The 20906-nt window shown below is 49.0% G+C and carries 15 protein-coding genes; 12 read left to right on the forward strand and 3 right to left on the reverse strand.

The genetic code is table 11. The features are described from left to right. Positions 1-85 precede the first annotated feature (85 nt). Positions 86-1414 carry a DUF5690 family protein gene (locus tag Pla110_RS05640; RefSeq protein WP_144994081.1) on the forward strand — a complete coding sequence of 443 codons (1329 nt, stop codon included), beginning with the start codon at positions 86-88 and terminating at the stop codon, positions 1412-1414. Between the two features lie 64 nt (positions 1415-1478). After that, positions 1479-2588 carry a zinc-binding dehydrogenase gene (locus Pla110_RS05645; protein WP_197440529.1) on the forward strand — a complete coding sequence of 370 codons (1110 nt, stop codon included), beginning with the start codon at positions 1479-1481 and terminating at the stop codon, positions 2586-2588. A gap of 44 nt (positions 2589-2632) precedes the next feature. On the opposite strand, the gene Pla110_RS05650 is transcribed toward Pla110_RS05645, so the two are convergent. Continuing rightward, the gene (locus Pla110_RS05650; RefSeq protein WP_144994085.1) at positions 2633-3628 is read right to left on the reverse strand and encodes an outer membrane protein assembly factor BamD; all 996 of its coding nucleotides are present in this window, start codon (positions 3626-3628) and stop codon (positions 2633-2635) included. Positions 3629-3867: 239 nt separating this feature from the next. Continuing rightward, positions 3868-6339 (reverse strand): PAS domain S-box protein, encoded by a 2472-nt coding sequence (locus tag Pla110_RS05655; protein ID WP_144994087.1) that lies wholly within the window; start codon positions 6337-6339, stop codon positions 3868-3870. A 305-nt stretch (positions 6340-6644) separates the two neighbouring features. Here Pla110_RS05655 and Pla110_RS05660 point away from each other — a divergent pair, with 305 nt between their 5' ends. Next, the gene (locus tag Pla110_RS05660) at positions 6645-8330 is read left to right on the forward strand and encodes a CocE/NonD family hydrolase (protein WP_144994089.1); all 1686 of its coding nucleotides are present in this window, start codon (positions 6645-6647) and stop codon (positions 8328-8330) included. 28 nt (positions 8331-8358) lie between these two features. On the opposite strand, the gene Pla110_RS05665 is transcribed toward Pla110_RS05660, so the two are convergent. Beyond that, positions 8359-10290 (reverse strand): tetratricopeptide repeat protein, encoded by a 1932-nt coding sequence (locus tag Pla110_RS05665; RefSeq protein WP_144994091.1) that lies wholly within the window; start codon positions 10288-10290, stop codon positions 8359-8361. Positions 10291-10729: 439 nt separating this feature from the next. On the opposite strand from Pla110_RS05665, the gene Pla110_RS05670 reads away from it, so the two are divergent. The 9 genes from Pla110_RS05670 (at position 10730) to rplU (ending at position 20836) form a co-directional block, all read left to right on the forward strand. Continuing rightward, the gene (locus Pla110_RS05670; RefSeq protein ID WP_144994093.1) at positions 10730-11416 is read left to right on the forward strand and encodes a class I SAM-dependent methyltransferase; all 687 of its coding nucleotides are present in this window, start codon (positions 10730-10732) and stop codon (positions 11414-11416) included. Positions 11417-11785: 369 nt separating this feature from the next. Beyond that, positions 11786-12076, forward strand: a complete 291-nt coding sequence (locus tag Pla110_RS05675; protein WP_144994095.1) for a hypothetical protein — start codon at positions 11786-11788, stop codon at positions 12074-12076. A 382-nt stretch (positions 12077-12458) separates the two neighbouring features. Next, positions 12459-12848: a hypothetical protein gene (locus Pla110_RS05680; RefSeq protein WP_144994097.1), complete on the forward strand. Its 390-nt coding sequence runs from the start codon at positions 12459-12461 to the stop codon at positions 12846-12848. Between the two features lie 671 nt (positions 12849-13519). After that, entirely contained in the window at positions 13520-13867 is a 348-nt protein-coding gene (gene hpf, locus Pla110_RS05685) for a ribosome hibernation-promoting factor, HPF/YfiA family (RefSeq protein WP_144994099.1), read from the forward strand. A 572-nt stretch (positions 13868-14439) separates the two neighbouring features. Next, on the forward strand, positions 14440-14916 hold the full coding sequence (locus Pla110_RS05690) for a PTS sugar transporter subunit IIA (RefSeq protein ID WP_144994101.1): 477 nt from the start codon (positions 14440-14442) through the stop codon (positions 14914-14916). Positions 14917-15202: 286 nt separating this feature from the next. Beyond that, positions 15203-15496 carry an HPr family phosphocarrier protein gene (locus tag Pla110_RS05695; RefSeq protein WP_144994103.1) on the forward strand — a complete coding sequence of 98 codons (294 nt, stop codon included), beginning with the start codon at positions 15203-15205 and terminating at the stop codon, positions 15494-15496. Between the two features lie 106 nt (positions 15497-15602). Next, positions 15603-17369, forward strand: coding sequence for a phosphoenolpyruvate--protein phosphotransferase (gene ptsP, locus Pla110_RS05700; RefSeq protein WP_144994105.1), 1767 nt, complete (start codon positions 15603-15605; stop codon positions 17367-17369). 1194 nt (positions 17370-18563) lie between these two features. After that, the gene (locus Pla110_RS05705; protein ID WP_144994107.1) at positions 18564-20183 is read left to right on the forward strand and encodes an Rne/Rng family ribonuclease; all 1620 of its coding nucleotides are present in this window, start codon (positions 18564-18566) and stop codon (positions 20181-20183) included. A gap of 311 nt (positions 20184-20494) precedes the next feature. Then, entirely contained in the window at positions 20495-20836 is a 342-nt protein-coding gene (gene rplU / locus Pla110_RS05710) for a 50S ribosomal protein L21 (protein ID WP_144994109.1), read from the forward strand. Positions 20837-20906: the final 70 nt, after the last annotated feature.

Here is a 20906-nt window from a genome sequence, read left to right on the forward strand (position 1 = left end):
TTTTACAGATTGCGCTCGAGAACTCCCCCCTCCTATATACGGTTACCGCTCCGGTCGACGGTTACTGGTTCCAAAGCAGGTATTCATGTCTTCCTCCTGGATTACGAAGAAGCTGGAGAAGTCGTCTCCAACGACATTTTCAGTCTATTGTATTGTTGCGGCCTTTGGCGCCTATTTCTGCATGTATGCTTTTCGCAAACCTTTTACGGCGGCGACGTACGAAGGGTACGAACAATTCGAAATCAGCCTGAAGACAGTGTTGGTGACCTCTCAGGTTTTCGGATACATGGTCTCCAAGTTTGTCGGAATTAAGATCATCTCCGAAATGCCTTCGACGCGACGCTCGCTCGCCTTTCTACTGTTGATTGGAATCGCCGAAGGAGCACTGCTTCTGTATGCCCTTGTGCCGCTCCCGTACAAATTCCTGTGTCTGTTCCTCAATGGTTTACCGTTGGGAATGATCTTTGGACTGGTGCTCAGTTATCTCGAAGGTCGCCGCGTCACCGAGGCCCTCAATGCCGGTTTGTGCGCCAGCTTTATTCTCTCCTCAGGAGTGGTGAAATCAATCGGGGTTTGGTTGATCACTGGAGTAAACATTCCGGGCTATGGAATGGTGACGTTCTCCCCATTCTGGATGCCATTTGTAGAAGGGATGCTCTTCCTGCTACCACTATTTTTCTTCGTCTGGATGCTCCGACAGATTCCTCCACCCCAGGCCGAAGACATCGCTCAACGGTCCGAACGTCGTCCCATGACCAAAGCGGACCGCTGGGAGTTCTTCAACACCTACGCCTTCGGTTTGTCCTGCATGATTCTGACCTATATCCTGTTGACCATTGTTCGAAGTATCCGGGATGACTTCGCAACAGAAATTTGGATCGGACTCGGTCAGAAAGACCAACCAGAGGTTTTCACTCAATCCGAGTTTCTCGTCATGCTGGGAGTGACAGTCATCAACGGGGCTGCCATCTTCATTCGTAACAACCGAACTGCCTTTCGAACGGCAGTCATTACAATGAGTGGCGGATTTATGCTGACCTGCCTTTCCGTGTGGGGTTACCAGTCTGAGACGTTGGGAGGATTTGCCTTTATGGTGATCAGCGGACTCGGAATGTATGTTCCCTACGTCGCCTTCCATACCACGTTATTTGAACGAATGATTGCCGTCTTCCGTGCAAAAAGTAACCTTGGTTACCTGATGTATCTGGCGGACGCCACGGGTTATCTGGGTTATGTCTTCATTATGGTTCTGCGGAACTTCACCGTCCTGGAAGTCAATCATCTCAAGCTCTACTTGAATTCCTCAATCTGGATTTCGGCGATTTCGCTTCTCTGTATGATTGCCAGTTTGATTTACTTTGAACGAAAAATGATCCGGCACGCGGCATCGCTACCCGAGCCGGCGGTAACGTGATTATTTAGCACAGTGACGTGCTAAACAATTTGCTGCCGCAGGATTAGAAAACAGGAAAAAAATCGTGACAAAGTCTCCCGACCAGGCCACCGCCATTTTATTTGAAAGTGTCGGCGCACCGCTTCAGTCTGTGGCCGCGACTTTGCCGGAATTGCACCCAGGCGAAGTGTTGGTCGCGATTTCTGCGACCACGTTATGTGGTAGCGATCTGCACACTTATCATGGTCGACGTGAAACCGCGACACCTGCGATTCTGGGTCACGAAATCATTGGTCGCATCGCAGCACTTTCCGAACAGGAACCTGCCCGTGCTTACGATGGCAGCCGGTTGAAAGTGGGAGATCGAGTGACCTGGTCGTTGTGTGTGCATTGTGGGGACTGTTTTTTCTGTCAACGCGATCTTCCGCAGAAATGTGAACAGCTCCTGAAGTATGGACATCAATCGTTCGTACTGCACCCCTGGTGCGGAGGACTGGCGAGTCACATCATTTTGAGGCGGCACAGTTCCCTCTTTAAAATACCGGACGCACTTACCGATGCCGTTGCCTGTCCGGCCAACTGCGCGACGGCGACCGTTGCCGCGGCGCTGCGGCGAGTCGATTCCGTCATTGGCGGGAATGTGGTCATTCTGGGCGCGGGTATGTTGGGACTGACTGCTGCGGCCATGGTAAAAGAAGCGGGAGCCCGAAAGGCCATCCTGATTGACCGCGATCAGGCTCGTCTTGATCGGGCACTGAAGTTTGGTGCGACCGATCTGGTTCACACCGACCAGCTATCAGAACCACTTGATAGCACCATCAAAGAAATGACAGAAGGGCGAGGGGCGGATGTTGTTCTGGAACTGACCGGGGCAACCAATCTGGTTCAGGAAGGCCTGCGCTTATTGCGAGTTGGGGGCCAGCTTATTCTGGTGGGTTCCGTCTTCCCCACCACCTCAGCCGAAATGAATCCCGAACAAATCGTCCGAAAGATGATTTCCATCCAGGGAGTGCATAACTATGCGCCGGAAGATTTAGGGACGGCACTTAAGTTTCTCTCCGCCCACACCAATTCCTACCCATTCGCTGGATTAGTGGAAGAGACCTTCTCACTTTCGGACAGTACAGAAGCTTTTGCTTTCGCCAGTACCGGACAGGCTTTTCGGGTAATGATCAAAGTTGCCAATGACGAATAACTCGTCTGCACGGCTCCTCTTCAACCCATTATCTCAGGACCCCATTATCGACGAACACTGGGCAACATGAAACCCTCGTTTGAAACTGGGCGAGGTTGAGTTTTTCGTTCCTGAACGGGAACGTTCCCCGACATGGGAGCCTTAAGCTCAGTCTTCGTTTCGTTCAAAGCAAAGTCGATCCGTGATTCTTCAGGTTTGGCTTTGGTCGATGGGGTTTCGAAAAAGTCTTTTTCGATCATTGAGGGGTTTTCAAGCTCCTCGTAATTGACTGTTCGCGGAGGCATTGCGAAGTCGATGTCGTTTTCAGCCTCGGCTCTGAATTGAGTCTCGGCAAAATGATCTTCCGTGACAAACGGGTTTGCTTCGCGTTCCATTTCAGATCCCGCCGCAGTAACGAACTCGTCATGATTTTCTTCTTGAGAGATGGCCTTTGTCTCGGATTCGAAAATCGGAATTTCAACTTCACTGAACTCATCCTGAGTTTGGTGTTTACTCAGGAAAGCTTCCAGACTCTGAGTTTCTGACGACTGCTCAGTCGATTCAAGTTCGGCTAGTTCGGAAGAATTGAAGGGGGCATGGACTTCCAGAGGATTGAATGTCTCGGTGTCCACTGTTTCAATCTGCTCAACAGTCATGACTGAATCAGCGATTGATTCTGCTTTGCTGAGAACTTCGTCCGATGCTTTAGTTGTAAGTTTTGAAGCAGATGCCGGGGCTGAAGCGGATGGCAATTGCGGGCTGGTGTAATTCAGTCCGGTTTTAAACCCCGATTTTAATGTGCTCGCGGGTGCCGCCTTATCTGAAAGATAGGACTTACTCGGATCGCGTAACTCAACCGCTTTGTAGAGCGAGTTCGCGCGTTGGTGATCTCCTTGAGACTCAAAGGTTTCTGCCATCGACAGTAAACGCTCTGTAGAGAATTCATCCCCCGAGGAGGAAGCAACATTAAATGTGCGTGCACAACCCGTCATCAAGAGACAGATAGTCATCAGGATGCTGGTCAGAAGCAGTGCAGGTAGAATTGATCGCATAGGGGCCATCGGACTCCATCCTGGCTGAAAATAAGCGAATGAAGTTCAGACATTTAGAGGTTTAAAAACCTGTCTGAACAGGATCGAATCACTTTATGCGCGCTTCGATAGCGATTCACTCGCAGAGTTTGAAATCAAATAAAAGGATATTCCTTTCATCTTCATCGGCCACTCCTCCCCTGACGATTGAGGTGAAATGGGAGAACTTTGCGGATTATTCCGATTTTTCCGACACTGCCCCAGGTCGATCAATTCAGCTGAAACGACTTCTGATCCCAGCGGTTCAGAATCGAAAGGAGTTTTTTTCGATTGACTGGTTTAGTGATTATATCATCACATCCCGCATTTAAACTCCTCTGTTGCATAGACTTAACAGCATGTGCCGTAAGTGCGAGAATGGGGCCGTTGTATCCCGATTCGCGGAGGATTTTGGTGGCCAGGTAACCGTCCATCACGGGCATCTGCATGTCCATCAGGATAATATCGAATTGATTTGATGGGTCGATCGCTTTCTTGACGGCTTCAGCCCCGTTGCTGACAGTCGTCAGTCGAACGCCTGCTTGCGAGAGAATGAAGTCAAACAAATGGCGGTTATCCTCTCCATCTTCCGCCAGCAGGATGGAACAATCGAGTTGCTCCACATCGAGGCTTTCTTCCTGACGCGTCTGAATTCCGTCTCTGTATTCTTCCAGAGACGAATAGGTGTTAAACCCAGCGGGAATACCACAGTCGATGGTGAACCAGAACGTACTCCCTTTTCCGGGAATCGAATTGACGCCGATTTCTCCCCCCAGCAAACCGACCAACCTCTTACTGATCGCCAGCCCCAAACCCGTTCCACCATATTTTCTGGAAACGGAATTGTCCGCCTGAGTAAAAGGTTCGAACAACCGAGTCGTTGATTGCGGATCGATTCCGATACCACTATCGGTGACTTCAAATCGCATTCGAAGTTGACCCGAAGATCCGCATTCACTCCCAATAGAAAGATGAACTTTCCCTTCACTCGTAAACTTCAGCGCATTTCCAAGTAGATTGAACAGGACCTGTTTCAAGCGAATCGAATCTGTTTCGATTATGGCAGGCAACGCTGTTGCGAACTCCGTGGTGAAATTAAGGTTTTGTTTTTCCGCACGTAGATTCATAATATCGTGCAGGTCGTCAATTAATTTGATGACATCACAGTCTGAATGTTCGACTTCCAGTTTTCCGGATTCGATTTTGGAGAGATCCAGGATTTCGTTGATAATGCCGAGTAAATGTTCGCCGTTGCGGCGAACCGTTTGCAATGCGAGGTCCTGTTCTTCTTTGTCCATATCTTCTTCGAGCATCAATTCGGCGAATCCCAGAATGGCGGTGAGGGGCGTCCGGATTTCGTGACTCATATTGGTGAGGAAGTCTGTTTTTGCAACGTTTGCCATGTGAGCTGCTCGCGCGGCCTTTTCGATCTCCTGATGCGCCTGCTTTTCAGCAGTGATGTCATCAATGGCAACGACCACCCGCGATTCTTCCTGTTCCAGAAATCGAGCCAGCTTGATGCAGAAGCAACGTTCACCCGAATTATCACTGACTATAAACTGATCCATTTCGACTTCATTGTCGTCCTTAAACAGATCTTGAATCTGTCCCGCGATCTGTAGCTGAGCATCCCAGAGCTGATCGTGTTCAAGTTCTGCGGACGGATAGAAACAGCTCTGCTCTTTCAGGTGTTCGTCGAAGAACTGCATCTCTTCCACGAACTCCTGCCAGGCACTGTTTACAGAGAGAATCATGCCGTCCTGATCGAGAATGGCGATGCATTCATTCAATGAATTTAACGTGTATTGAGCAAGTGCCCGTGTCCGTTCCATCTGGCGTTCAATTTCACGTGATTGAGTGATGTCAGTCGCGATGATCGAAGTTCCCGAGATGTGATGATCGTTTTCAATGATGGGGGCGATCGAGAGAGACAGGTCAATCTCCAGTCCCCGTTTATTGATGCCATGTGTCTCCAGACGAGTCCGATCAATCTTGCCATCGGCGATCTCCTGTAGCAGAATCAGGAGTTCGATTTGTTCTTCTTCGGCGAACAGGAGTGAAATGCATTCTTCTTGCGCTTCTTCGACGTCGTATCCAAAGATTGTTTCTGCTGCTTTGTTCCAGGAATGGATTTTCAGACCTTGATCGATTCCGATGATGGCTTCGTTAGACGATTCGACAATCGTAGCCAACCAGTTCAAATGGCGTTCATTCTGTTTACGTTCGCTGATGTCTTTGATGATACCGGCAAAATAATTCTGACCATTCAACGTTAATTCCGAAACAGCCAGTTCAATATCGAAAACGGAGCCATCTTTTCTTTTTGCTTGGACTTCGCGACCAATGCCGATGACTTTCTTTTCGCCCGTCGACATGTAATTGTGCAGGTAGCCATCGTGCTGCTCCTGATACGGCGAGGGCATCAACATTTTGATATTCTGTCCGACAACTTCTTCCGGTTGATAACCGAACATTCTTTCTGCCGCAGGATTAAAATCGGAAACGATTCCGAATTGATTGATCATGATGACAGCGTCCACGGCTGTTTCCAGAATGGCGTTTACTTTCGACTGACCGTTACGCAACATCTTGGAGACATCGTCAATTAACGATTCGATTTCGATATTAGATCGATTCGCCAGGGAAACGTTCGAGTCAAAGGCGGTCTCAAGTCTTTTGGTCAAATCAATCCCGGTATTCATCGTTGCGATCTCGTCAATAGAACAGTTAAATGGACAGGGAAGTCAGCGGAATATATGATTACTCGCTATCAGAAGTGTTTTTTCGCTGAATCGACTGGCGAAGTTGAACGCACCGCAACAGAATCGAATTCCTGCGGTTACTTAGACGCCATAAAAATAGGTTGAGGTCCAGTTAAAGCAAATTGCATCGTTGGCAGATCGCCTGTTCGAGTTTTATACCTTGCTATGAGAGCTAGTTTGTTCCAGTTATATCGATCCAAGATGGGGGAAATCCCTCACCGTGAACTGTCCAAGGGTATACATCAATGATACGTCGCAATCTCTTTCTACTCTTTTGTCTTTGTCTACTGATTACTCGCGGAGATTTAGCTTGGTCCCAGGAAAAACCTGAACCGACGCGATTCATGGTCGAAATGCAGGATGATATCCGACTGGCGACCGACGTTTATCTACCCGGGGGAGAATTGCCTTCGGAGGCCAAACAAAAATATCCGGTTATCCTGATTCGAAGTCCCTATGGAAAGAAGATTGGCAGTAAACTGGCGGTTAACTTTACTGAATCCGGTTACGCATTAGCGATTCAAGATGTCCGCGGACGGTTCGATTCTGAAGGGAACGATGCGCTCGTCTTCTATCACGAAGGACGGGGAGAGCACCGGGACGGACACGAAACGTTGGAATGGATTACTGACCAAAACTGGTGCGACGGTAACATTGTCACTTGGGGAGGTTCAGCTTTGGGAGTAACGCAGACGATGATGGCTCCCGGTGCACCGGAGGCATTGAAAGCGCAGTATATTCTCGTCGCTTTTTCCGATATGTATTCTCAGGCAGCCTATCAGGGTGGTGTCTGGCGGAAGTCCATGCTGGATGGTTGGCTGCCGGGTCATAAATTTGATCCTCGGTCTTACAAAGAGTTCAACGCTCATCCAAAGTACGGTCCTTTCTGGCACGCAACTAATGCGGAGCGTGGTGTGAAAGAGGTGAATGCGCCCGCGGTCTTCTGGGGAGGTTGGTACGACATCTTCAATCAGGGTACCATTAATTCCTTCGTGAATATTCATAATCAGGGAGGAGCAGGGGCCCGCGGAAAATGTCGACTGTTGATGGGACCATGGGCCCATGGAACTTTCGATGAATTGACCTATCCTGAAAACGCCGCCTCACCAGGACCAGTCGCTGATGCAGTTCGTTTTTTCAATCACCATGCTAAGGGTGAACAGAATGGAGTGAACGAAGATCAGCCGGTGCACTATTACGTTATGGGCGATCCCGAGGATGAATCGGCTCCCGGGAACTTCTGGCGCAGCGCAGAAAATTGGCCTCCTCCAGCAGACGAAACTCCTTGGTATCTACATGAGTCGGGACAGTTAAATATCGTCGCTCCAACAGGGGATGCGTCGCTTGCTTACGCATACGATCCGAAGAATCCCGTCCCTACGATCGGCGGGCAGAACTTGCTTATTCCTAAAGGCCCCCGCGATCAACGAGAAGTAGAAAAGCGGGACGACGTACTCGTCTTTACTTCCGAGAAACTGACCGAACCGACCGAAGTCTCAGGCCGCGTGAAAGCGAAGTTGTATTTCAGCACTGACTGTCCCGATACCGATTTTACCGTCAAACTATGCGATGTTTATCCCGATGGCCGTTCGATGCTGGTGACCGATGGAATTATGCGAGCCCGATATCTTCACTCTTTTGAATCCCCAGAATTGTTGGTTCCCGGCCAAGTCTATGAATTGGAAGTCGATCTCTGGTCGACATCGCTTATCTTTAACAAAGGGCATCAGATTCGGGTCAGTGTCTCTTCCTCGAACGATCCCCGATTCGAACCGAATCCCAATACAGGGGCCGACCATTTCGAGCCAGGTGATCCCTCGAAGGTTGCCAATAATCGAATCTATCTCTCGAAAGAATACCCGTCCCAGATTCTGCTCCCAATTTACAACGAGACCGAATCGGTTAAGCCGTCTGGAGATGAACCGAATTGAAGCCGAGTTTGCCTCGACTTCGGCTACTTTAGCGGGGCATTTGCCCGCGCATTTGAAGTGCCCTTTTCAAATTAGCGTTCGCCTGTGGATGGTCGGGAGCAACCTCCACGGCACGCTGCAGAAAGTCGATACCGGCATCGGGTTTTCCTGCTTTCATATTCAAAATGCCTAAAGTCATATACACATTGGCCAGGTTGTAAGGATCTAATGTTGTTTTTCGCTCTAAAGCCTGTAAGCCCGCCTCGTAGGCCGCCTTTCTATCTCCTTTAATGTCCAGAGCAATAACCAGATTTGCATAAGGCAAACCTTCTTCTGGCTTAACCTCGATAGCACGTTGGTAGTATTCAATCGCTTTATCAAATTGGTTCTGGCTCTGATAGAAATTTCCAAAGTTAACCAGGGTTGTCTGGTTCTTCGGTTCTAATTCTTCCGCTTTCTCAAACAGCGATTTAGCGAATTCCGTTTCTCCTTCATCCCTCACCACATTGGCGAGTAAAGTCATCGCGGCAACATTATCTGGTTTGATTCGTAGTGACTCATTCAGTTTGGCTGAAATCTCCACGTGGGATCCCTCATGATGGTGCCAATACCGGGCGAGATTGTGGTTCGCTTTCCAGTTGTTCTCTGTCACAGTCAATGCCTGTTCCATCAGTGTCTCGGAATCTTTCCAGGTGGCCACTTGTTGGTAACCCTTTTGAGACATCGCAAGGCAGAACAGAAGAGCCACTCCCGCTGAGACAAGGGCGACGGGTTTCTTCTTAAGCAGGGTGGGGGGGGCCAGCCAGCAGAATAATATGGTCAAGCCGACTTGCGGGACGTACGAGTAGCGGTCGGCCATTCGTTCATCGCCAAGTTGTACTAAACCGATGACGGGGACAAGCATGCCCAGGAACCAGAACCAACCTACGGCAAGGGCGGGTTGTTTACGGATTCGTAGCAAAACAATCAAAGTGACCACAGCCAGTACAGCCAAGGCGATCAAGACAGATGTATGGTTGATGTCCGTTCCGGGATGAGGATAAATCACAGCCAGATCGTTGGGAAGGAAAGTCTTTTTCAGGTAGAGGCCGTAAGAAAGAATGGCATTCTGTAGACGTAGCGCGAGGGGAAATCGATCGCCCGACTGCACCGCACCCCCTGCCTGCTGTGCGGCATAGATGATGATTGAAAATAGAATGGATAATCCAAACAGCGGGATTTTCTCGACGATCAATTGCGAGAAGTGAATCGTGTCATTTTGGGTCGACGTGTCGGGGGCTGCTTCGGGTGCTAACTGGCTTTCTGCTTTTGTAGAAAGTACGAGTTTTTTCAGAGAAAACCGTTTAAGCGGCCAGACATCCAGAAGCAACAGCAGGAAAGGGAGGGTGACAAACATTTGTTTGGCAAGCAGGCTCAATCCAAAACAGGCGATCATGATGCCGTACCACTGACGACTCAACTGTTTCGAAACGCCAATTTGCTTGACATAGACAAAGTATGCCCAGATGGCGAGAAATCCAAACAGCGTGCTGATGAGATCCTTCCGTCCGGAAATCCAAGCCACAGATTCCGCATGCAGAGGATGCACGGCAAACAGAAACGCGACCAGAAATGATCGGAATGGGGCTCCTGTGGCGTAACGAAGTAATCCATATAAGAGCAGGGCGTTGAACAGGTGATAAAACATGTTCATGCTGTGCATCGCGCCAGCGCCTGGTCCAAACAGACTGACATCCATAAGCAGCGACAACCAGGTAAGAGGGTGCCAGTTACCAATTTCAGTCGTCGTGAAGGCCCATTGAGCCGTTTCCAGATTGAGCCCCTGTTGAACTCGATAATTCCCTGCGACATATAACTCGTCATCGTAATTCACGAAGTCAAAGCTGGCCGTTTGCTGGTAAACGGCAATAACTCCGATCACGATTAACAGAGGATACAGCAGACGGGAGAAGTCAAAAGAGGAGGCAGATTGCTGATTCATAACAGACCTGAGACGGCAACGGATGAAGTGATCAAAAGAGGATTTACCTTACCATCCACTACAGGCAAAGAAAACGAAGAGCCTCTCCCGGACGCCGTACTGAACGGCGAATTTTGTCGGAGAAGAATATTTCTGGTCCTTCGAAAGAGTATGGACTGTGCTGATAATTGTGCTGACAAAGGTAATTGGTCTTTACACAAAAACGGAAAGCCGTTTAGATTCCCGATTGGACGGGGTCTGGTGCCCCGACTCTTCAGGGAGGTTCCAGCGTCTGATCAGTTAAGGAATAACTGGCTGGGCTGATGCTCTCGTAAAAGACTGTAAGTCACGACAGTGAATTGTGGTCCCAGCGATTCCCGGGGTAGCCATCTACTCTTGGGGCAAAGCGGCCTCTTTGTATAAATAAACAAAAATTGTCTATCTCAAGGATGTGAAGACAATGAATATTGGCGCACGTGTCGTTAAAAATCTGATCAAAGGTCCATTCCGTGTGGTGCGCACGTTTCAGCGATTGCTGGATCCTGCCTATCGACTGCAGCACCGAGCAAACCTGTCCGTGAAAAGCAATATTCCACGCGACCGCATCAAATTACTCGAACAGAACCCAGGGCAGTCTTCGGACCGGGAATGCCGGTTACTGGCTCATCTGGCCATGGAAGCGGACAAGTCAGGGTCTATTGTCGAAATTGGTGCTTACAAAGGAAAGGTGACCGCCTGGCTGGTCGAAGCCGCCGAACGGACGAAAGGGGAAGCCCGGGTCATCAGTATCGATCCTCATATTTGCGGTACTTGGGAAGAATACCAGGAAACCGTTCAGAAATTTGAGCTCGATAACCGGGGCCTCAAAATTCACAAAGAGCTATCGCACGAGTTGGGCCAAAGCTGGGAGGAGCCCATCTCCATGTTGCTGGTCGATGGCAGCCATGAATATGAAGACGTCGTAACGGACATCGACGATTTTGTCCCACACGTACTTCCTAGTGGATACGTTGTGTTCGATGATGCCCGCGGAAAAATCTTTCCAGGTGTAACCCGGGCGATTAACGAATGCATGCGGCCGCGCCCCGAGTTTGAAGAAGTCGGGATGATTAAAAACTTCGCTGTCTTTCGCCGGAAAGCAGCCTGATCAGGTCAGAAATTTGAAACTGATTTCAATTTGACACTGATTTCAATTACGGGAACCCTCCTGAACCCCGGTTATTGTTCACCGCGATCCTGTGTAGCACAGCTCAACGTGGAACGACAGCATTTCTCAGGAACACATTGAATGAATAACTGGGCCATTTCTTCGGAAGCGACGGCATCGAAAGGATTCGATGTCAAACGTCTGGCCAGCGACTACTACTTGTAAGCCGACCAGGCAACGTCGCGGAGGAATCAGCATTCGCTGTTCTTTCACTTTATTCAAAGTGGATAATGTGCGACCTTGTTGGAATACTGGATGGTTTAAGTTATCTCGATCTGCAGGACAGGTGGCGGAAGAAAAGGAATTCTGATGTCCAAACTAATTTTGAAACTGATGGTAAGTGTGGGATTAATCTCCTGGTTGGTCGGGTGTAGCTCTATGACGGGCGGTTCGACATATACAAGTATGTCTCCTGCCAGCCTTAATCCCCTCTCGGGCATTGGGAAAACGTTCTCAGGGCATTCTGAACCGCCCGTCGAAGCCGATATGGATTTCGTGGAACGAGACGTTAATGAAAAATCGGCCATGCTTGATCCGGTCGAAGAAGAGTCAGACGAGTCGCTCGAATTCACTGACGACGAACTCGACTTCTCAGAGTAGCGCGACTGAACAGATTGACCGAACATATTGTCGGCTCATCAGTTTGCCTCCTCTATTTTCCTCATGAGAAAACTTATCTTGCGATGCAAGTTGAGAGGCAATACGTCTTTTACTCTTGCCAAATGTCGTAAATCAGCCTGTATCGGAAGGCTTCTGTTCAGGCTCGCGTCTGGAGGCTTGCGGCTTTGCGATATGAGTTAAACGCTCTCTTCTAAATCTTCGCTCCATAAAGGCAGTAAAATTCCATATTTGCCCAATAAAAAGAGATGGGTTTGCCACAGTTTAGGAAGGTCCGGGACGATAAGTGATTTCGGACCCTCCGTTGTGACTCCGGTGTGGTCCTCATGAGACGAGACCTCTTCCTGAAAAAGATCCGCATTCTATGATGAACTCTGTTTTATGGCATTGTTGTCTGACCGGCCTTCTATTGGGAGCATTGCCGGGATGTCAGACTGCCAGTCGTACGGTCCAGGTTGACCCAAACCCACGTTCTGTCCGTGCCGGTGTCGAATTAGCCGCCGCTTCTGATAATTCAGATTCGAACACACTTCTAGCAGCTGTAGATTCCGGTGCAGAAGTCAATTCGGGTTCGAGCGATGTAAACGGTCCCCCCGCCGTCAAGCAGGCCCCTGTTTCTGAGGCCCCCACCCCCAGCGGAGGAGAATTGTGGTCTAGCTGGCCTAAAAACCCGCTATCTCAATTAATTCCGGCGACGATTCGCAGGTCCGAAGGGGCCGAGCCCAACAAAATTGCCGGCCGAGAAGCATTCTAGATAACCGTAGCGTGTTCTGGCGGCGTAGCCTGCTGTTTTTTAAGTGCTTTTCGGGACCGATAGCAGCCACACTTATCCTGGATAGGATCTAGGTCGATCAATTAGTCGAACTTCCCGCTTTAAATGCCGGTTATGCCGAATTTGCAATCTTTGTTATCGATCGTAAACTATTTATGAGTAACAGTTTATGGCGAATTTGGTAAGGTCGCAGGTGCAGGGGAGCCGATGGGATCTATGATCCAAGATCCCAATTCTCTCTGTTTCGATTCCAGAGCGGTCGATTCCTCGTAGATCTCATCAATTCCGGTGTGTACTGCACTTTAGTTACCGTAATATAGTGTTCCTTTGTTTGTATTCTTAGGGCATTTAGCGAGTAGCCTATTTTTCAGGAAACCCGAGTTTCCAAACTAAACGAAGAAACGCTGAGGCTGGTTTCTCGGGGAGTGAGTCGATAAAATCGGCCACTTCTCTGGATTCGATAAACTGGAATCTATCAGAGAGTTATCATTCTTTCTCCGTGGCCATTTGCCCGTCTTTGGTAAAGGGAACATTCCTTTTGCTTTCGGGTGTTTTGCCTGTTCTGTCATATACAATATGGGCAAAAGACAGGCTAGCTGTTCGCTTAGATCAGTCTACGGGTATTTCCAAACGATTTGAGAGGAGACTTTTCTGTGCAGGTTGCCATCGCAGCTCGACATGGGGAACTTCGGTCTGATTTACAGCAAATCATCGAAGAAAAAGCTCAAAAACTGTTGACCTATTTTGACCGTGTTATTGCCATTGAAGTCACTGTTGATTTCGAAGGTGGTCGCGTCAAAGTTGAGATTCTGGTCGACGCAGAGCATCACGACAACTTTGTGTCTCATGAGAACGGGGACGATGTCCTGGCTTGTTTTCATGCAGCTTTGCATAAAATGGAACAACAATTGAAACGCTACAAGGAAAAACGAACCGACCATCGTCGCGACGTTCCTATTAAGGATCTTCCGATTGAAGAATTGGAGCAGGAACAGGAGTAGCTTAACCTTCGAGAACAGTGAGAAAACAGTCATTATTCGGTGGTTCTGCCTTGGCAGAGGCCTCCTCTTTATCTGACGAGCGGGTTTGATACCCCGCTTTATTTATTCCGACTAGTTTCCTTCGTTCTCCTGGTGATTTATTCTTCTTCTGGTTCGTGATTCTGCTCTGGATTCCACTTCAACTGACGTTGGTACGTTTTCAGAGCCCTTAATGTGTTTACAAAATAACTGGTTTGACACCGGCGTATGCCCGGTGAATATCAATCCTGAAGTCTCCCTGATTCAGGTGCGATACCCTGAGTCATCTAATTTTAAATCCTATACCAAGTTTATCGCAGCAGGTCTCTTCCAAGCCTGCTCGGTTGTATTACAGACTCGAATTTGATGGCATGTGCTGTCCTCGTTAATTAACGGACCGTTCGAATGAAAGTCGAAAGTCCAGTTTTATGGCTTGGAGCCCCGTTCATCATTTGCAGGTCAGATTCAGATTTTGATTGAATTAATCTGTTTTGGCCTATACAGTCGAATCCGTCCAAAAGCTTGTTATACAGTCCTTTAAAGGAGCAAGTTACATGAAGTTATGTGACTTCGTGGTTTCTGAAGCCATTGATACCGATTTGCACGTCGAGAACAAAGAGTCGGTGATTCGTAGTATGGTGGGGAGTTTAAAGGAGAGCGGTAAAATTGCCGCTGAGGATGAAGAGAGTATCATCGCCGCGATTTTAAAGCGGGAAGAACTCGGTTCAACCGGCATCGGTAACGGTGTTGCGGTCCCTCATACAAAACATCCTTCCGTCAATAACCTGATTGCCACTGTGGCAATTGCCTCCGATGGCGTTGAGTTTGCCAGCCTGGATGGTGAGAAGGTCTTTATCTTCTTTCTGCTTGTTTCGCCTCCGGACAAACCGGGCGATCATCTGCGAGCTCTGGAAACCATCTCTCGCCACCTCCGAAACAGTAACTTCTGTAACTTCCTCAAGCAGTCTCGGACTGCCGAAGATGTCGTGGAATTGCTGGGAGAAGCAGACAACAATCAGTTGAATGACTGAACTTAAGTGGTGGACTGCCGGGAACGCTTTCCGTGTTCCGGAGGCCGGCTACTGTCGAAGAACGCTCAACAGCGACTCTCGGAGCTCTTCCTGATGTGAATGGGTCACTTTACAGCGATATCTGATCCTATGTGGTAGAATATCGTGATTGCGAATAGCTGGTCTGTTATGGTAAGAGGGGCGGTTTCTAATGTGGAGCTGTTAGCACTTCTTGTGATTAAATCGAAAAAAAGACGACACATTTAGTCGTTAAGTACAATTTTTGCAGAGGATAGGATCGGGCATCGTGTTACGTCGTCAAGTCACCGTAAATATGGTGGAAGGGTTGCATGTGCGTCCCATCTCCATGATTGTAGAAGTGGTTAACGACAACGGGTGTTTCGTTCAGATTCGTTATGGCAATAAACAGGTCGAGGCCAACAGTCAGCTCAATCTAATGCTGTTGGCCGCGCCTCAGGGTTCCGAACTGGAACTGCTGGCCGAAGGGGAGGGTGCCGAACAGGTACTTGACCATCTGGAAAATTTGTTTTTGACTAATTTTGAAGTTGAAGGTACTACCGAATCGGAACAGGTCATCTAGAGAACATTTCGTGATCAGGGCCCGTTTCAGCGTTCGACTGAAACAAGTATTCGTGAAGCTATATTAGATTGAGTTTCGCGAGTAGATGAAATAAGAGACATTTTCTATGCTCGTGCGGCGAGGTATAGCAGTATCCCCTGGCATGGCTTCAGGACCAGCGTTGGTCTTCGGCACAGAGGATTTCCGCATACCCCAACGTTTTGTCAGCGTCGACGCGATTGAGTCCCAGATCAAACGTTTTCGTACTGCTCTTCAGCAGACGGTCGACGAAATCGGCGAAAACGAACGCCTGGCAAACGAGCAAGTTGGCAAGCAATACGGCTCGATTTTTACTGCTCACCTGAACCTGGTTCAGGATCCTCAGCTGCTTGAGGAAATCGAAGAACTGATCCGCTCGAAATATTATTCGGCGGAGTTCGCATCGAGCAGGGTGCTGCGCCGTTACGCAAAAGTCTTCCAAAACTTAGGCGACAACTACATGGCCCAACGGGCCGCGGATATTTATGACATAGAAAAATGTCTGGTCCGAAATCTATTGGGTGAGAGCCGGGAAGAACTGACTCACATCAACACGCCTGTCATTATTGTGGCGAATTCCCTCAGTCCCAGCGAAACGGCCAACTTGAACCGTAAGTTCGTCCTGGGACTCGCGATTGAGACGGGTGGCCGTACCAGTCATACCGCTATCCTGGCCGGGGCATTAGAAATTCCAGCTGTTGTTGGCGTGGGTAATTTTCTTGCGGATGTTTCTGGCGGCGAAAACCTGATCATCGATGGCGATCGTGGTGAGATTATTATCGATCCAACCGATACAGCCGTGCAGCACTTCGAAGATACGATTGAACGCCGTAAAGGTGTATCCAAGCGGCTGCTCTCTCTGAAGGAAATTCCTGCCCAGACCAAAGATGGCGTCCGAATCAAATTATTGGGCAACATTGAGTTTCCCGAAGAAGTCAGCCAGTGTATCGATCGCGGGGCAGATGGTGTTGGGCTGTACCGAACCGAGTTCCTGTACCTGAACCGGCGAGACGAGCCTTCTGAGGAAGTGCATTACGAAGCGTACTGCCGGGTTGTGGGGGCGTTTCCCAATTCTCCCGTGATTATTCGAACGATGGACTTGGGGGCAGACAAAATGCCTTCGGCGCTCACATTCGGAGCAGAACCAGCTTCGAATCCCGTTCTGAGCCTGCGAAGTCTGCGGCTCAGCTTGAAGAATCTGCCATTGTTCAAAACCCAGTTACGCGCTATTCTCAGAGCCGCAACTGTCGGGGATGTACGAATCATGTTCCCGCTGGTGAGCACTCTGATGGAGCTGCGACAGGCTAAGATGATTCTGGCCGATGTGGTCGAAGATCTGGAAGAGCAGGGCGTCGAGTTTAAACGTGACGTCCCCGTTGGTATGATGGTTGAGGTCCCCTCTGCCGTGATGATGGCTGAAGAGTTCGCTCAGGAAGTCGATTTCTTCTCCATTGGTACCAACGACTTAATTCAATACACACTGGCGGCCGACCGGGATGACCCGAATGTTTCCGAACTATATCGGGCCGCGGATCCTTCGATTTTACGAATGATTCAGCACGTCATCGATGTCGGAAATCGCCATGAAATCTCTGTAACCGTTTGCGGGGAGATGAGCACCGATCCACTCTTTTCTCCGCTCCTGATCGGAATGGGCTTACGGCAATTGTCAGTAACATCCCATATGATTCCTCGATTGAAGGAATTGATAGGGAACTTTACCCTTGAAGAGGCCGAAGAAATTGCCAGTCATGTAAGGAACCTGGAACTGGCGCGAACCGTTGAAAACTATCTGCGTGGAGAGATGATGAAATTCGCTCCCGACATGGCCGTTCTAGAGGCGGAACAGGCTTAACAATATGTCCTATCGATAGTCTTGATGGTTCAGCGACAATTCAAAACCGAGATGGTAAACTAAACACACAACGACACACTCAAACGATTTTAAACATAACCAAGATTTAAAACACAACGAAACATAATCGATCACAACGAGTGATCACTCAAATTAACCAACTCGAAATCACACTGATTTTTAAACACACGATACACACAAATTTCTGTTCGCTCATTACGACCGGTCGACTGTCCTTACTGACAAGCCGTTTCGGAAGTCTTAAGTGATCAAAGGAGACGCGATGGTATCGGAAAGGAAAAGTCGCTTCTACTTAGAGGCTGTCCGCTCCATTCCGAAAAACGTCCATCCGAGTTTCCTTACTACAGGTTTACATTTTTCAATTCAAATTGAGTCACAACATTCAGTGCATTCTCCCCGAACGTTTGACGACCCTTCCAATTTCTCCATGTCTTTACACGGCATGCGAGAAGAAGCCCAGTTCTGAAGGCAAATTCTTCAGTGCTCCGCTTTCACAGGCCGGATAGTCTCGCGTTCAACCTTCCTTACAGAGAGGAAAGTTAAAATCGGATAGATGGAAACGTCTACCGATCTCCAGCCCTGGCACTCCTGTTATATAGATCGGAAATCATCCGCGAAAAATCTGCTACCCAGCAGCGCGTTATCGTTTCCATTCTTGTTGACAGCGTGCCGATGACAGTTGTGGAGTTCATTCAGAATTAGTTTTGAATGAATTTCGCGTTCAAGAAATCTCAGCAGTCGACCTATTCGTCCTGATGAGTTACCTCAGGGAACAAACTTCGGTCATCGGGTCAGTTACAGAGGAAAGCTTTCTTTAAGACAACACAAACTTCACTATGAATCCGGTAGCACAGCAAGTTACTGACAGGTCATCAGACAACCGACAGCGAAAGCTGTCCGTAGTTCAGGCTGGCTCTATTCAACCGGTTTTAATCAACAGGAATCAATCAAACGGATTGATTCAGCAGGGAAGTGACACGCAGATCGAACGCTTTACAGGCGAACGTTCAACAAGGGGAGAGATCAACTGTTCGGTTCAACCGGCCATCTCTAACAGGAAATGGTTAAGTAGAATCGAACGCAGGACCGTCAAGGAAATTACTGGTAGATTCGTTCTCCAGTCGGTCCAGTTGAAGCAATGCGCGAAATGTGACTCGCTGCAAAGGAAGTCACATGAAATCGGAAATGCTGATTAACGTGCTTCAGCCCGAAGAGAGTCGAATTGCGATTCTCGAGGATGGAGTACTGGAAGAACTTTACATCGAGCGAAACTCGCAAGAGAACATCGTCGGTAACATCTACAAGGGTAAGGTGGTCAACATCGAACCCTCCATTCAGGCCGCCTTCGTCGATTTTGGAATCGGTCGAAATGGCTTTCTGCATGTGAGCGATGTCGAGTTTCAGTATTACAAACATCTCGTCGATTCGGATTCGCCTGCACCCAGTAAGCCCCCGGGCCGAGGTCGGACACGAAAAGGAGGAACGCGCAACGCTCCTCGAAATGGCAACGACCGCGGCATGCGGAATAAGCCTCCCATCCAGGATGTTTTTAAACGGGGCAGCGAAGTTCTGGTACAGGTGATCAAAGAAGGTATCGGAACCAAAGGCCCGACTCTCTCCACCTACATCAGTATTCCTGGACGGTACCTGGTCCTGATGCCTGGTCTGCAACGCGTCGGTGTCAGCCGTAAAATCGCTGATGATGATATCCGTCGCCGTTTACGCACCAGTCTGCTGGAACTCGATCCTCCCGAAGGTCTTGGTTTCATCATCCGTACGGCGGGAATCGATCGAAATCAAAGCGATCTGAAATCGGACATGCACTATCTGCTCCGTTTGTGGAAAGTGATTGTTGGTCGCATTAAGCAAATGCAGGGGCCAGTGGATATCTACGAAGAGAGCGACATGATTATTCGCACGATTCGAGATATCTACACCGAAGAGATCGACGCTATCTGGATTGATGAACCCTCTGCTTACGAGCGGGCCTGCGAGTTCATGAAGATCGTGATGCCGAAGTACGTCAATCGAATCAAACTGTATGAAGGTCGTTCGCCGATCTTCTCTGAATACAAAATTGAAGAAGAGATCTCGCACATCAATGATCGAGTCGTTCCCTTGCGGGGCGGGGGGTCACTGGTCATTGATCAGACCGAAGCCCTCGTGGCGATCGATGTTAATAGTGGAACCTTCCGCGTTGATGACGATGCAGAAGAGACTGCTTACCAAGTCAACCTGCGGGCAGCCAGAGAGATTTCCCGTCAGATTCGGCTTCGAGACCTGGGTGGCGTGATCGTGAACGATTTCATCGATATGCGGGAAGACCGCCATCGTCGGGGTGTCGAGCGAGCCCTCCGGGAATCAGTTGAGCGAGACCGGGCGAGAACAAAAGTTCTGCGTATCAGTCCTTTCGGTCTGATCGAGATGACTCGTCAACGTATTCGCCCCTCTGTAAAACGAACCGCCTATGAAAATTGTCCTTGTTGCCATGGTTCGGGTCTGGTTAAGACTGCGGAGCTGATGGCAGTAGACGTCATGCGAATTCTGCTAACGACGGCCAGTGCCAACGATTCGATCTCCACAATTGAGGTCGAAATCCATGAGCGGGTGGCGAACTATCTGAACAACAGTAAACGTCGTCAGATCATGGGTCTGGAAGAAGAATTCGACCTGACTGTCAGTATTCGAGCCAGTTCCGATGTTGGTCCTGAACATGTGATCCTTAAATGTTTGGATGATATCGGGAGCGAAATCAAAAATTTAGCTCACGTGACCTCGAAAACTGCCGTCTGAAGCGTTACATTACTCGCTTCCCCGGATTAATGTGGGATCAGTCTGAATCTGCGCCTGGCGGGCGTGGATTCAGTGGTTCAGCGGAGAGGCCGAATAAACGGCCCTGGAAACCGGGAGGGGAAGACCCCTGTTGGCAACTAGAATTCGCTGTGACTAGATACCACTTTGGTTGTCCGGGCGGACAACAATTTAATACAGCAAGTACGTCCGCGGATCGTTGATCTCGCTCTGAACGTATTTTCCACCGGCAGCTGGCACGCCGATAAAATGCTGGCCGCTTTGAATTAGTATGCATCATTCGGGACAAGACAATGTTCGCAATTATTGAAGATGGAAGCCGTCAGATTAAGGTTTCCAAAGGTTCCTTGGTCAAAATTGACTACCGCGCTGATGCCAATGCGGGAGATAAACTGACGTTTGATTCTGTTCTGCTCGCAAATGGCGGGGGAGCCAGTTCAATTGGTGCTCCTCTAATTAGCGGAGCAACTGTCATGGCTGAAGTGGTCGATGCCGAAGTTAAAGGCGAGAAACTGGAGATCCAGAAGTTCCGCCGTCGTAAAAACTCTCGTACTCACACTGGCCACCGTCAAAAATACACGTCAGTCAAAATCGCTGAGATCAGCGTGCCAGGTCTGGAAGAAAAATCAGAGTAATCCAGCCGCACATTTAAAAGCGAGCGGGTTTGATTTCAGAAGAGATGATCTGAAAGCCCTTTCGTTAGAT

Origin of the sequence: Polystyrenella longa (assembly GCF_007750395.1) — a bacterium.
GTDB lineage: Bacteria > Planctomycetota > Planctomycetia > Planctomycetales > Planctomycetaceae > Polystyrenella > Polystyrenella longa.